Raw genomic sequence first — 13,297 nt, forward strand, 5'->3', positions numbered from 1 at the left:
ATGGGTGTCCACGCGCTGTACGTGCACATGCCCTTTTGCCGCAGCCGTTGCCCGTACTGCGACTTCTTCTCCTGCGCACTGGGTGCTCGAGGATCTGACGCGCAGGCAGGAGCCTATCTTGACATGGTTTGCGCGCGCATCGACGAGCTGGGTTCGATCGGGGTTCTCGATCATCTTCGGTGCGGCTATATCGGCGGGGGGACCCCCTCTCTTTTCGGGCCCGCTCTAGCCGGTGCGGTCGCGCGCATCCGCCGCTGGTGCGAGCCGGTCGAGATCACCTGCGAGGCGAATCCAGAGTCGTGCACGGCAAGCTTCTGCTCCGCGATAGCGCGCGCCGGCGCCACGCGCATCTCTCTGGGCGTTCAGAGCCTCATAGATGAGGAGCTGGCCGTGATGGGCCGCATCCACACGCGTGAGCGCGCGCTATGCGCCATCGAGATCGCGCGCGCGACGGGCATGTCTGTCTCATGCGATCTCATGTGCGGTCTGCCGGGGCAGACCGCTGACAGCTGGGAGCGCACGCTGCTGGACGTGATCGAGGCCGCACCCGATCATATCTCGGTGTATCCGCTCTCGATTGAGCCCGGAACGCCCTTCGAGCGCCGTTGCGCGCGCGACGCGCATCTCGTTCCCGATGAGGATCTGCAGGCGGATCTCATGATCGCTGCGCGCGCGATGCTCCGCGAAGCGGGCTTTGAGCCCTACGAGGTCGCCAGCTATGCCAGATCCGGACATGCATGCCTGCACAATATCGCGTACTGGACCGCAAAAAGCTATGCGGCCATCGGACCATCGGCGGCAGCCATGTTCTCGGTAGATGAGTTCACCCGATATCGCGAGGCGTTTCCCGGAGTCGAGCCGGGGCCGCGAGCGGCGCGCGTGCGCCTGCGTCAGCGGGATGCTCGCGGGAGGAGCTTTGAAGCTGAATTTCTGGATGAGCGCGAGACCGTCGCCGAGGATCTCATGCTCGGGATGCGGATGAGCGCGGGCATAGGAGCAGGTCTGCTGGACCGCGCGCGAACGACGTTGGGTGACGCCGCGCTCACGCGAGCGCTCGAGTCTGCGCTCGAGGGAGGCCTCGCGTCGTGGTCGCGCGTCGGCCGGGATGAGCGCCTCGTGCCGACCGAGCGGGGGTGGCTGTTCGGCAACGAGCTCTACGGCTTGATGTGGGATCTGGCGGCTGATGGCTAGTCGCTCGCCGTCCGTCGCGGCGGCACCACGTGCCCGAGATTCGCAATTCCTCCTCAAACGCGATGTCGCACCCGCAGCGCAGGCGCGACCGAGTATGATACATCCCAAGGCGCAGACGAGCGTCACTTGAAAGCGTGGACACCTCGAGCCGATTTGCGATTCCGTCCTCAGGCTCGACAGGACACGCCGAGTGCAAAGGCAACGCGACGGCAGGAAAGAGCCCGCCACATGGCAATGATGAACGAAAAGGACTATTACGCGATCCTAGGCGTTTCCAAGGACGCCGATGCGAAAGAGATTCAGAAGGCCTTCCAGCAGAAGGCCCGCAAGCTTCATCCGGACATCAACAAGGCTCCTGACGCCGAGGAGCGCTTCAAAGAGGTATCAGAGGCCTACGCCGTCCTATCCGATGACGCGAAGCGCGCACGTTACGATGCGATGCGTTCCGGGGGGCCATTCGCCGGCTATCAGGGCGCGCCGCGGCCCGGGCCAGCCGGAGGCGCCCAGACGCCGGGGGGCTTCCCGTTCGATGGCTTCCCGTTCGGTGGCTCATGGGGGCCCGCTCACCGATCAGCCGCCGCGTACAATCCAGAGACCGGCGCGGACGTGGTCATCGATATCGATCTCAATGCGCAGCAGGCAAGGGACGGCGCGCGCAAAGGTGTCAGGTACCGGCGCTATGAGACGTGCGAGCAATGCTCCGGCACGGGCTCGATCTCGAGCGAATCGGCCCATGCCTGCCCGAGCTGCGGCGGCACCGGATCGATCGATGTCGACATGTCGTTTCTGTTCGGTGGCGGCAGGCTTCAGATGGTGTGTCCCGAGTGCGGCGGCACCGGCAGGGTCGTCGCGGATCCGTGTCCGAGGTGCGACGGCACCGGCAGGCGAGCCGTGGTCTCAGAGGCGGTGATCGGCTTTGCAGCCGGTACGCACGATGGCGATGTCGTCCGGATGCGGGGTATGGGCCATGCCGGCACGAACGGTGCGCCCGGCGGCGATCTCGTGGGTCGCGCGCACGTGGCCGCCGAGCGGCTCGAGGGACGGGCGCGGACCGGCTTCTACCTCGCGGGATTCTGCGCCCCGTTTCTCGTGTCCCTGCTCATCACCGGTATGACGATGGCCATGACGACCCTGTGCGCGGTACCCTTCGCCTTGGGCGTTCTCATGGTCGTTAGCGATGATGTTCTGCACCGCTCTGTGCTGTGGTGGCGTCGCGGTGCCGTCCAGTTTGCGAACGGCTTCGGGAACGGGGTGTTCTTCGCGGTGCTTCTAGCGGGTTTCAGCCGTTGCTCGCAAAGCATGACCGGGCCTTCGTATCGGATGATGTAGCGAGGGGCTCTCCCGCTTGAATTCATATATGCCGTGTATGATGGTCTGCGCCGGATATCCGGCTGCGGCAACGATTTATTGGGAAGGCAATCGCTGTGGTGGAAAAAAGGGATTACTATGAGGTTCTGGGCGTCGAGCGCGATGCCGATCGCAAGACGATCAAGCGAGCGTTTCTGAAGCTTGCGCGCAAGGTGCATCCCGACGTTTCGGATGACCCCGCTGCCGAGGAGCAGTTCAAGGAACTCAACGAGGCCTACTCGGTTCTGTCCGATGATGTGAAGCGCGCGAACTACGATCGCTTCGGCACCGCCGAGGGCGCAGGTGGCTCCGGATACGTCGATTTCAGCGACATCTTCGGCGGCATGGGCGTCGATGACATATTCTCATCGTTCTTCGGCGGCAGGTCGGCCTCATCGCAGCGCGGTCGCGCCGCGCGTCGGCAGGGACGCGATATGGCGATCTCGTTGGAGGTCACGCTCGAGGAGGTCGCGCGCGGTTGCAAGAAGACCATCGCGTATGACCGCTTGGCGCCCTGCGATGACTGCGGCGGCACGGGGATGGCGGAAGGCGCCAGCGAGCAGGAGTGCCCGCGGTGCCACGGCACCGGTTTTGTCACGACGGTGCAGCGCTCGGTTTTCGGTCAGGTGCAGTCCTCGTCGCCGTGCCCGGAGTGCGGCGGGGAGGGCACGGTCTTGGACAGCCCCTGCGAGATGTGCGACGGTCAGGGCCGCACGCCGAACCACGAGCGCATCGACGTCCGGATCCCGGCCGGCATCTCCTCCGGTGGCCAGCTGCGCGTCCAGGGTATGGGTGAGGCCGGAATGCGCGGTGCCCCTGCGGGCGATCTGATCGTGAGCGTGCGGGTTCGGGACCATGAGCGCTTTCAGCGCTCGGGGGACGATCTGGTCTGCGAGATCGAAGTTTCCATGGTGCAGGCCGCACTCGGTTGCACGGTCGAGGTCGCCGGGATCATGCCCGACGAGACCATCCCCTTCGAGATCGCCGCCGGCACGCAGCACGGCGAGCTCGTGATAGTCGAGGGGCTCGGCATGCCCCGCATGTCCGGTGGGGGCCGCGGCCGCAGCGCTGCGCAGGTGCGCGTGCTGGTCCCCCGCGAGCTGCCCGATGAGGCTCGTGCGCTTCTCGCGCGATACGCCGCTCTCATGGGAGAGAGCGTGGAGAGCGATTCCATCTCCGCTGCCGCGCAGGATGCGGCCGCCGCGTCGGAGGCGGAGCTCGCCGAGCACGACAAGCCCTCAAAATCTGTCGTCGATCGCATTCGCGACGCGATCGACGATGTTCTCGAGTAGGGCCCGCCGGGATGGGTTGTTCCTCATCTGGTGTCCCGCGCGCCCGTGTCGTCAATATCGGCTGCCGGGTGAACCGCGTCGAGTCCGATCGCATCGAGGCGGAGCTTGCGCGCGCGGGGTTCGCCCTCGATGAGACGGGGGAGGCTGATCTCATCATCATCAACACCTGCGCGGTCACCGGCGAGGCGGAAGCCAAGACGCGCAAGGCGGTGCGGCGCGCCCTCGTGGCTTCGCCCTCGGCGCGCGTGATCGCGACCGGCTGCTCGGTGAATCTGAACGCCTCGGCGCTCGCCGCGCTATCCGACCGCGTGATCGTCGAGCCCGTCAAGGAGCGCGTCTGCGCCCGCGCGGCGCAGGCCGCCGCGGTTCTCGGTGCGGCGCCCTGTGCGCCCTCGGCGGTCGGCTCTGTTCGCGGGACGCGTGCTCGTGTCGGCGTCAAGGTGCAAGACGGCTGCAACAGGCGCTGCTCCTACTGCATCGTATGGCGCGCGCGCGGACCGGAGCGCTCGGTTCCCGTCGCCGCGGTCACTGGTCGCGTGCGCGAGCTCGCAGCCGCCGGCGTCGCCGAGGTCGTGCTCACCGGTGTGAATCTGGGGGCTTGGGCCGGGTCGGGTCGAGCCGGCGGCACCGCGGACATCGCCGATCTGCTCGAGGCCGTGCTGGGAGAGACGGACATAGCTCGCGTGAGGCTGTCCTCGATAGAGCCGATGGATGTCTCCGGGCGGCTTCTTGCCGTCATGGCGCACTCGTCGCGACGGGTCGCGCCCTATCTGCATCTGCCTCTTCAATCGGGTTGCAGCGCGACCCTGCGGCGCATGGGGCGTCCCTATTCGGCGCAAGATTTCGCTGAGCTTGCAAGGCGGTCTCGTCGATCCATCGCAGGCGTCGCGCTGTCCTGCGACATCATCGCGGGCTTTCCCGGCGAGACCGATGAGGAGTTCGAGGCGTCGTTCGAGCTGTGCGCGCGCATCGGGTTCTCGCGGATGCACGTGTTTCGCTACAGCGCTCGTCCGGGTACCCCGGCTGCCGCCGCATCCGGTCGCATCGAACCCGCGGTTGCAGCCGGCCGCGCTCGTCGGCTGCGCGCTCTCGCAGCGGAGATGACAGACGCCGACGCCCGCTCGCGCATCGGCACGCGTGAGATCGCCGTCGTGGAGCGCGCTCGTCGGGCTCGGCTCGGCTCCTACCACCCCATCCTCATCGATGGTCCGCTCTTCGATCAGCGTCTCGGCGGACGTCGGGACGCAGCTCCGATCGCGATCGCAGACGTCGACATCGTCGATATCGATGAGAACGGGATGCTGCACGGGCGGATCGCGAACATTCCGGCGGAAGGTCATTCATGAGCAGCGCACAGCAGGGCACCGAGATCACGCTCGTCGGTCGCATCGCAAAGGCACGCGATCGCTTCGGGTTCTATCGCGTCGGAGCTGTTCAAGTTGATGAGGGCGGGGTGGGAACAGATGGCCGTGACCGTGCTCATCAGTAGCGACGAGGGCCTCGAAGCGCCTATCGGCGAGGACGAGATCATGCGCATCGCTGCGTTCGTGCTGGAGCGCGAGGGGATCGAGATCCCCGTCGAGCTCTCCGTCTCATTCGTGGGCGCCTCCGAGATGCGCGACCTCAACCGCTCATGGCGCGGGATCGACGAGCCCACCGATGTGCTCTCTTTCGAGTGCGATCGCCCTGACTCAAAAGACTCGCTCGCTGGCCGACCGGGCTGCGAGCAGCCCCTCGAGCTGGGTGATGTCATACTCGCTCCTGAGATCATCGCGGCTCAGGCGACGGGATTCAAAAACACAGCGGCCGACGAGTGCCGGCTCATGCTCGTACACGGTCTGCTGCATCTGCTGGGCTGGGACCACATCGCCGAAGAGGATGCCGAGGCGATGGAAGCGCGCGAGGACGAGCTGCTGCGCGGGCTGGGACGGCAGCGCGATGCGCGGCGCCCGATCGCGATCGCACCGACAACCCGACATCCACGAAGGACCGAGACGGAGGGGAGCAGCTGTGATACCGGGCTCTGACAAGGATCATCTCTCATTTGCCAAATCTCTGCGCTATGCGCTCATGGGTGTCGTGACAGCAGTTGTCACGGAGCGCAACATCAAGATCCAGATCGCCGCCGCCGCGCTCGCCGTCGCACTCGGTCTGATCGTCCGTCTCGACTATGTGTGCTGGGCGCTCATCGCGGTCTCGATCGGAGTCGTGATCTTCGCGGAGCTGGCGAATACGGCGATGGAGACGATCGTCGATTTGGCGACACAGGAGATGGATCCCCTCGCGAAACGAGCCAAGGACATCGCCGCCGCGAGCGTGCTCGTCTTGTCGCTCACCGCCGGTGTCGTGGGCGTTCTCGTGTTCGCCCACGCTTTCGGCGTCCTGTAGATGAACCCCGATGATGGGAGTGAAATGAGAGAAGATATCCGCGACGCCGTCGAGCGGCGCCATGATTGGAATCGCTCGGAGCAGATCGCAACCGCAGATGATGGCGTCGAGGAGTTTCACAGCGGGTTCGTCGCCCTCGTGGGCAGGCCGAATGCCGGCAAGTCCACGCTGCTCAATGCGATCTTCGGCAAGAAGATCGCCATCACCTCGAATGTGGTGCAGACCACGAGACGCCGTCTGCGCGCCGTGGTGAACCGTCCCGGGTGCCAGATCGTGTTCGTGGACACCCCCGGTCTGCACAAGCCCCAGGATTCTCTCGGGCGCGAGCTCAACAAGGGGGCGCTCGCGGAGCTGGTCGACGTGGACGTCGTCGCGCTCACCGTCGATGCCACCAAGCCCGTCGGCAGCGGCGATCGCTGGGTCGCCGAACGCGTCGCGCGCACGAGCGCCGTCCGCGTGCTCGTGATCACGAAGGCCGATCTCGCGACGCCGGAGATGGTCGCCAGCCAGATCGCCGCGGTCGCGGCGCTGTGCGACTTCGATGAGACGATCGCGGTCTCAGCGACCGAGGGATTCAACGTCGAGGCCCTCATCGAGATCGTTTCGAGCCATCTGCCGGTCGGGCCGCACTGGTTTCCCGATGACGCGGGCGCGGATGCGACCGACGAGCAGATCGTCGCCGAGTTCGTGCGGGAGAAGGCCCTCAGGCGCACGCGGGAGGAGATCCCGCATGCCGTCGGCGTCGCATGCGACTCCCTTGCGCTTGACGGGAGCCTCGTGCGCGCTCATGCGACGATCCTCGTGGAGCGCGACAGCCAGAAGGGCATTCTCATCGGCAGCGGCGGAGAGATGATCAAGCGCATCGGCACCGACGCTCGCCGCGATCTCGAGCGCCTGTTCGACCGCAAGGTGTTTCTCGCGCTCGACGTTCGGGTGCAACCTGACTGGCGCGATGACGGTCGCGTGATCAGACGGCTCGGATACGGTGCCGAGGCGTGATCGGTGGCGCGTCGACGCACATATCGCACGCGTGCGATCGTCCTCGACAAGACGCGTCTCGCCGAGACCGATCTGATCCTCACGCTGCTTGCCGAGGACGGCCGGCAGATTCGCGCCATCGCCAAGGGGGCGCGCAGGCCAGGTGGTCGTCTCGCGGCTCGCTGCGAGCTGGCGTGCGACGTTGATCTTCTGCTTGCCTGCGGGCGCAGCCTCGATATCGTTTCCGAGGCGCGCATGATCGCGTCTCCGCTCGGGGCCGCTCCCGACCTGCCGGTGCTCGCCGCGGCGAGCGCCCTGACAGAGGTCGCGAAGCTCAATTGCTTCGAGGATGCCGAAGATCCCTTCATCTTTCCCATCACGCGCTGCGCGCTCGACGTCGCGGCGGCTGCGGGGCGGCGCGCTCGCTCCGCCTCGGGTGGCGTTGCGCCCGCGTCGGATCCTCTCGTCGCAGCGCATCTGGATCTCATCGTGGCGGCCTACGTTTTCAAGCTCATGTCGCATATGGGCTATCGACCGGATTGCACGGCATGCGTGCTGTGCGGCGACACAGACCTCACCTATTTTTCCGCCGCCGCCGGAGGACTGCTGTGCTCATCATGTGCGGCGAGCGTCACCTCGGCCGAGCCCATCGATGCCGATCGGATCGGGTGGCTGCGCGCGCTCATCGCCTTGCGCTTCTCAGAGCTGGCCACTTCGCCGATCGATGCGCCCGCAGCCGCTGTCATGCTCTCACTCGCTCATACCTGGGCCGTGACGCATCTCGACAGTCGGCTGCGCTCGCTCGAGTTCATGCTCGGGAGATGAATAAAAATCGCGTGCGCACCCTGTAACCTCGCATAGCGCATATAATATCTTCTGTGAAACGACGTCGCGTATTCTACCGTCGTCTGTATGCAGGCCACGTTCGCTATCCGTCCATATCGAGGGGAGATTCAGTATGGCACGTTTGCATGTCATGGAGAGAAGCCACGCGCAGGCCGTGATGGATGATCTTCATGATGCCCTGGGCAGGAGGCTCGAGACGCGATCTTTAGCCCCGTGCCCCGTCGAGTTCACCGCGGCGCTCGTCAATCTGTGCGCGACGCAGAGCTGCGGCAAATGCACGCCCTGCCGCGTCGGACTGGGGGTGCTCGCCGACCAGCTTGAAAAGGTTCTCGCTGGGCGAGCCGATGATCAGACGCTCAAGGTCATCGAGCGCACCGCCGAGACCATCTATCGGTCGAGTGACTGCGCCATCGGGTATGAGGCCGGATCCATGGCGCTCACGGCCATCCGCGGCTTTCGCGACGATTTCGAGCATCATCTGCGCACCGGCGCGTGCGGCTTCGGCCAAAACGAGCTCGTGCCCTGCGTCATGGGTTGCCCTGCGGGTGTGGACATACCCGGTTACGTCTCGCTCATCGAGGCGGGCCGCTACACCGAGGCCATCCGCCTCATACGCAAGGACAATCCGATGCCCTCGGTCTGCGGTCTGGTGTGCGAGCATCCCTGCGAGATGCACTGCCGTCGCGGCATCGTGGACGATCCGTTGAACATCATGGCGCTCAAGCGCTATGCCGCAGAGCACATGGAGAGCGACTATCGTCCCACCATGGCTCCCGCGACCGGCAAGCGCGTCGCGGTCGTCGGCGGCGGTCCGGCTGGCATCTCGTGCGCCTACTATCTGTCGCTCATGGGTCATGACGTGACGATTCTCGAGCAGCGCAGGCATCTGGGCGGCATGCTGCGCTACGGCATTCCCAGCTACCGGCTTCCGCGCGAGGATCTTCAGGCGGAGATCGATTGGATTCTCGCTTGCGGCATCCATGTCGAACTCGAGTCCGCCGTCGACGCCGAGGGACTCAAAGCGCTTCGAGCCGATTACGATGCGGTCTATCTTGCCATCGGCGCGCATAACGACAAGAAGCTCGGGCTGGATGGCGAGGACGCGCAAGGCGTCGAGTCCGCCGTTCAGATGTTGCGTGCTGTCGGCGATGGCGAGCTGCCTGATTTCACCGGCCAGCGCATAGCAGTCGTCGGCGGCGGCAACGTGGCGATGGATGTGGCGCGCTCCTCGCTGCGTCTGGGCGCCGAGAAGGTCACGATCGTCTACCGGCGCCGCATCTGCGACATGACGGCGCAAGATGCCGAGATCGCCGGCGCTCAGGCCGAGGGCTGCGAGGTCCTCGAACTTCACGCGCCTGTCCGCGTCGAGACCGATGAGCGCGATCGCGTCGTCGGCTTGGTCATTCAGCAGCAGATTATCGGCGCGCCGTCCCGAGGCCGCCCGGCCCCGCGTCCCGCCGACGCGCCCGAGCGCACGCTCCCCTGCGATCGTGTCGTGGTGGCCATCGGTCAGGAGATCGATTCCAAGCCGTTCGCGGAGATGGGGATCCCCTGCAAGTGGGATCGGATCGTCACCGACACCGAGGGCGCCGTCGAGGGATTCGCCGGACTCTATTCCGGGGGCGATTGCCAGACCGGCCCCGCCACCGTCATCCGCGCCATCAACGCCGGCAAGGTCGCAGCTGCCAATATCGATCACTACCTCGGATACGACCATAAGATCGTGCTCGATGTCGAGCTGCCGACCGTCCAGTTCAAGGGCAAACGGCTTTGCGGCCGCTGCGAGCTGACCGAGCGCGACGCGCGCGAGCGCATCTCGGATTGGTCGCTCGTCGAGCAGGGGCTCACGGATCAGGAGGCGCATCAGGAGGCGGCGCGCTGTCTCAGATGCGATCATTTCGGACTTGGCGCGTTTCGCGGAGGGAGGGTCGCTCAATGGTAAAGCTCACGATCGACGGCCGCGACGTGGAGGTCGCCGAGCACACGACGATTCTGGAGGCGGCGCTTGCCGCAGGCATCCGGATCCCCACGCTGTGCTATCTGAAAAATCTGAACGAGATCGGATCGTGCCGGGTGTGCGTTGTCGAGGTCGAGGGAATCGACCAGCTCGTCGCGGCTTGCAACAACTATGTGCTCGACGGCATGGTCGTGCACACGAACAGTCCGAGCGTGCGCATCGCGCGCAAGGTGAATGTCGAGTTTCTGCTCTCGCAGCATGACTCCGAGTGCACGAGCTGCGTGCGCTCGGGCAACTGCTCGCTGCAGACGCTCTCCAACGATCTGGGCATCGCCCAGCTGCCCTTTGACAAGCACCTCGCCGGCGAGCACTGGAACCTCTCGTTCCCGCTCATCCGCAACAATGACAAGTGCATCAAGTGCATGCGCTGCATCCAGGTCTGCGACAAGGTCCAAGCCACCGGCGTGTGGGACATCACGAACCGTGCCGGCCATACGATGGTGAACACCGTCGGCGGCAAGCCGATCGAGGAGACGGGATGCTCGCTGTGCGGACAGTGCATCACGCACTGTCCGGTGGGCGCGCTGCGCGAGCGCGATGACACCGAGCAGGTCTTTGACGCTCTTGGCGATCCGGAGCGCATCTGTCTGGTTCAGATCGCCCCGGCCGTGCGCACCGCCTGGGGAGAGACGTTCGGTCTCGCACCGGGTCAGGCGACCGTCGAGCGGCTGGCCGCGGCACTGCGCATGGTCGGCTTCGATTATATCTTCGACACGAGCTTCTCCGCCGATCTCACTATCATGGAGGAGGCTTCAGAGCTGCTCGAGCGGCTGAAGCGCGCCGGCGAGTCCGGCGAGCATCCGACGTTCCCGATGTTCACGTCATGCTGTCCGGGCTGGGTGCGCTACGTGAAGGACCACTACCCCGAGCTCGTCGACCAGCTGTCCACCTCAAAATCGCCGCAGCAGATGTTCGGCGCGATCGCGAAGACCTACTATGCTCAGGCGCTCGGGGTCGATCCGAGCAAGATCTTCTCGGTCTCCATCATGCCGTGCGTGGCAAAGAAGGCCGAGGCGGCGCTGCCCTCGATGACCGGAGCCGACGGCGCGCCGGATGTCGATGTTGCGCTTACGGTTCGAGAGGTGTGCCGCATGGTCAAGGCCTGCCACATCGATGTCGCCAAGCTTGACGACGAGCCGCTGGATCAGCCGCTCGGCACCCACACGGGGGCCGGCGTGGCGTTTGGATCGACCGGTGGCGTCATGGATGCCGCTTTGCGGAGCGCCTATTATTTTGCGACTGGCGAGCGATGCGATGCGGATGCGTTCAGCGATGTGCGCGGGATGGACGGCTGGAAGGAAGCGACCTTCACCATGGGCGACAAAGCGCTCAAGGTCGCGGTCGTCCACGGGCTGGCCAACGCGCGCAACCTGCTCGATGCCCTGAAAAGCGGTGAGGTCGGCTACGACTTCGTCGAGGTGATGGCCTGTCCGGGTGGCTGCGTCGGCGGCGGCGGACAGCCCATTCATGACGGCATGGAGCTCGCGGGCGAGCGTGGTGAGGTCCTATGGGGCTTGGATCGCAGCTCGAATCTTCGCCGCTCCTACGAGAATCCCGCGATCCAGATGTGCTACGCGGACTATCTGGGCGCTCCGCTGTCCGAGCGCGCGGAGGAGCTGCTCCACACCGACCAGCGCGCATGGACGATGCCAGGCGAGCGAGAGGAGTGCTTATGATGCCTGACACAGCGCGCGGCCGAATCCGCCGCGGCGGTCTCGCCGCGCTCGCGCTCGTCTTTGCGCTGACGATCTGTCTGGGAGGGTGCTCGGGCAAGCCGACAGCGCCCGCGGGCTCCGATAAGGGCGGCTCCGCTCGCACGGAGGTGCGCGTCGCCTCCCTCAAGGGCCCCACATCGATCGGTCTGCTATCGTTCATGGAGCGCTCATCTTCCGGCGAGACGAAGTCCTCCTTCGATTTCTCGATCGATGCCACTCCCGACGAGATCGTTCCGAAGATCATTCAGGGTAAGGCGGACATCGCGCTCATCCCGGCCAACGCGGCTTCGGTGCTGTATTCGAAGACGTCCGGCGGCGTCACCGTCTTGGATGTGAACACGCTCGGCGTGCTTTCCGTCGTCACCTCCGATGAGTCGATCGCGAACTTCAATGACCTCGCTCAACATAGGATTCTGATGACCGGCAAGGGAATGGTCCCCGAGTACACCATGAACTACCTGCTCAAGCAGGCGGGCATTGCCGACACGGTCAAACTTGAGTTCAAAAGCCAGCCGGAGGAGGTCATCGCGGCGCTCGCGAAGGATCCCGCCGCCGTCGGTATCTTGCCGCAGCCGTTCACCACGGCCGCCTTGGCGAAGAACACCGCGCTGCGCGCACCGCTCAACTTGAGCGATGTCTGGGATGGTCTCGCTGCGAGCACGGGCAGCAGGATGCTCACCGGCGTGACGATCGTGCGCACGAAGTTTTTGAAGGAGCACCCCGAGGCCGTCAAGGAGTTTCTGGAGGAGCAGCAGGCATCGGTCAAGGCGATCAACGCAGATCCGTCGGCGGCGGCGAAGCTCGTCGTCAAACACGGCATCATCGACAGCGAAGATGTTGCCAGACGGGCCATTCCGGGATGTCAGCTCGTCTGCCTGACGGGAAACGATATGAAGACCGCCCTGAGCGGTTATCTGAGCGTGCTCTTCGAGCAGGATCCGACATCGGTCGGCGGCAAGCTGCCGGCCGACGATTTCTACTACGTCCCCTGAGTTCAAGCGATTTCGGACCGCCCCCTATCTGGCCGGTGCGGGGCGGTCCCGTTTTCAGGTATCCAAGCAAGGTTCCGTCTCATGTCGGAGGCTGTGGTATAGTGTTGATCAAAAGAGACAGGAGAGTTTGCGTCTCGTGCACTTCGCTGTGATGCGGGAAATAGGCTTGGATCATCTCTGGGGAGGAGTAACGCATGCACAAGTATATGGGCTGGTTCGTATGCTGCGGACCACACCTGTGTGGGATAAGGCTGTCTAGGCCGAGTACCACAGCGGGGGGGGGGGGCTCCTAGAAAAGCATCTCTGACTCTTCGTTATCCGGATCCTTTGCACATTACGGATGTCTCCGAACCGGCTTTTGCCGATGGCGCAACCGAGTCTTGCGTCCAAAGAACACCTCGTTGCTCTGCCTTCACGTCGACCCGCACGGGCGCAGCAGCAGATGGTATAAGCGATACAGAAGACAAATCAATACAGAAGCACGAAACGGGAGTCTGTGCGAGCCGCGTTGAATTCGCATCGCTTAATCTT

12 protein-coding genes are annotated in these 13,297 nt (G+C 64.9%); all 12 read left to right on the forward strand.

Annotated elements, in window-relative coordinates; translation table 11 throughout:
* The 12 genes from CORGL_RS04225 (at position 1) to CORGL_RS04275 (ending at position 12,766) form a co-directional block, all read left to right on the forward strand.
* The gene (locus tag CORGL_RS04225; protein WP_013708684.1) at positions 1-1,191 is read left to right on the forward strand and encodes a coproporphyrinogen-III oxidase family protein; all 1,191 of its coding nucleotides are present in this window, start codon (positions 1-3) and stop codon (positions 1,189-1,191) included.
* A 228-nt stretch (positions 1,192-1,419) separates the two neighbouring features.
* Positions 1,420-2,520 carry a DnaJ domain-containing protein gene (locus CORGL_RS04230; protein ID WP_013708685.1) on the forward strand — a complete coding sequence of 367 codons (1,101 nt, stop codon included), beginning with the start codon at positions 1,420-1,422 and terminating at the stop codon, positions 2,518-2,520.
* Positions 2,521-2,615: 95 nt separating this feature from the next.
* Positions 2,616-3,830, forward strand: coding sequence for a molecular chaperone DnaJ (gene dnaJ / locus CORGL_RS04235; RefSeq protein ID WP_013708686.1), 1,215 nt, complete (start codon positions 2,616-2,618; stop codon positions 3,828-3,830).
* A gap of 11 nt (positions 3,831-3,841) precedes the next feature.
* Positions 3,842-5,176, forward strand: a complete 1,335-nt coding sequence (locus CORGL_RS04240) for a MiaB/RimO family radical SAM methylthiotransferase (protein WP_013708687.1) — start codon at positions 3,842-3,844, stop codon at positions 5,174-5,176.
* Entirely contained in the window at positions 5,173-5,319 is a 147-nt protein-coding gene (locus tag CORGL_RS09790; RefSeq protein WP_013708688.1) for a hypothetical protein, read from the forward strand. The genes CORGL_RS04240 and CORGL_RS09790 overlap by 4 nt, the downstream gene beginning before the upstream one ends.
* A complete protein-coding gene (gene ybeY, locus CORGL_RS04245; RefSeq protein ID WP_245526949.1) occupies positions 5,306-5,857 on the forward strand; it encodes an rRNA maturation RNase YbeY in 552 nt (183 codons plus the stop codon). Before CORGL_RS09790 ends, ybeY begins: the two co-directional genes overlap by 14 nt.
* Positions 5,841-6,218, forward strand: a complete 378-nt coding sequence (locus tag CORGL_RS04250; RefSeq protein WP_013708690.1) for a diacylglycerol kinase family protein — start codon at positions 5,841-5,843, stop codon at positions 6,216-6,218. The genes ybeY and CORGL_RS04250 overlap by 17 nt, the downstream gene beginning before the upstream one ends.
* A 24-nt stretch (positions 6,219-6,242) precedes the next feature.
* Positions 6,243-7,217: a GTPase Era gene (gene era / locus CORGL_RS04255; RefSeq protein WP_013708691.1), complete on the forward strand. Its 975-nt coding sequence runs from the start codon at positions 6,243-6,245 to the stop codon at positions 7,215-7,217.
* Positions 7,218-7,220: 3 nt separating this feature from the next.
* Positions 7,221-8,021: a DNA repair protein RecO gene (gene recO / locus CORGL_RS04260; RefSeq protein ID WP_013708692.1), complete on the forward strand. Its 801-nt coding sequence runs from the start codon at positions 7,221-7,223 to the stop codon at positions 8,019-8,021.
* A 133-nt stretch (positions 8,022-8,154) separates the two neighbouring features.
* Positions 8,155-9,984, forward strand: coding sequence for an NAD(P)-binding protein (locus CORGL_RS04265; RefSeq protein ID WP_013708693.1), 1,830 nt, complete (start codon positions 8,155-8,157; stop codon positions 9,982-9,984).
* Positions 9,978-11,735 (forward strand): NADH-dependent [FeFe] hydrogenase, group A6, encoded by a 1,758-nt coding sequence (locus tag CORGL_RS04270; RefSeq protein WP_013708694.1) that lies wholly within the window; start codon positions 9,978-9,980, stop codon positions 11,733-11,735. Before CORGL_RS04265 ends, CORGL_RS04270 begins: the two co-directional genes overlap by 7 nt.
* Positions 11,732-12,766, forward strand: a complete 1,035-nt coding sequence (locus tag CORGL_RS04275) for an ABC transporter substrate-binding protein (RefSeq protein ID WP_013708695.1) — start codon at positions 11,732-11,734, stop codon at positions 12,764-12,766. Before CORGL_RS04270 ends, CORGL_RS04275 begins: the two co-directional genes overlap by 4 nt.
* Positions 12,767-13,297: the final 531 nt, after the last annotated feature.

Origin of the sequence: Coriobacterium glomerans PW2, from assembly GCF_000195315.1 — a bacterium.
Classification (GTDB): Bacteria; Actinomycetota; Coriobacteriia; order Coriobacteriales; family Coriobacteriaceae; genus Coriobacterium; species Coriobacterium glomerans.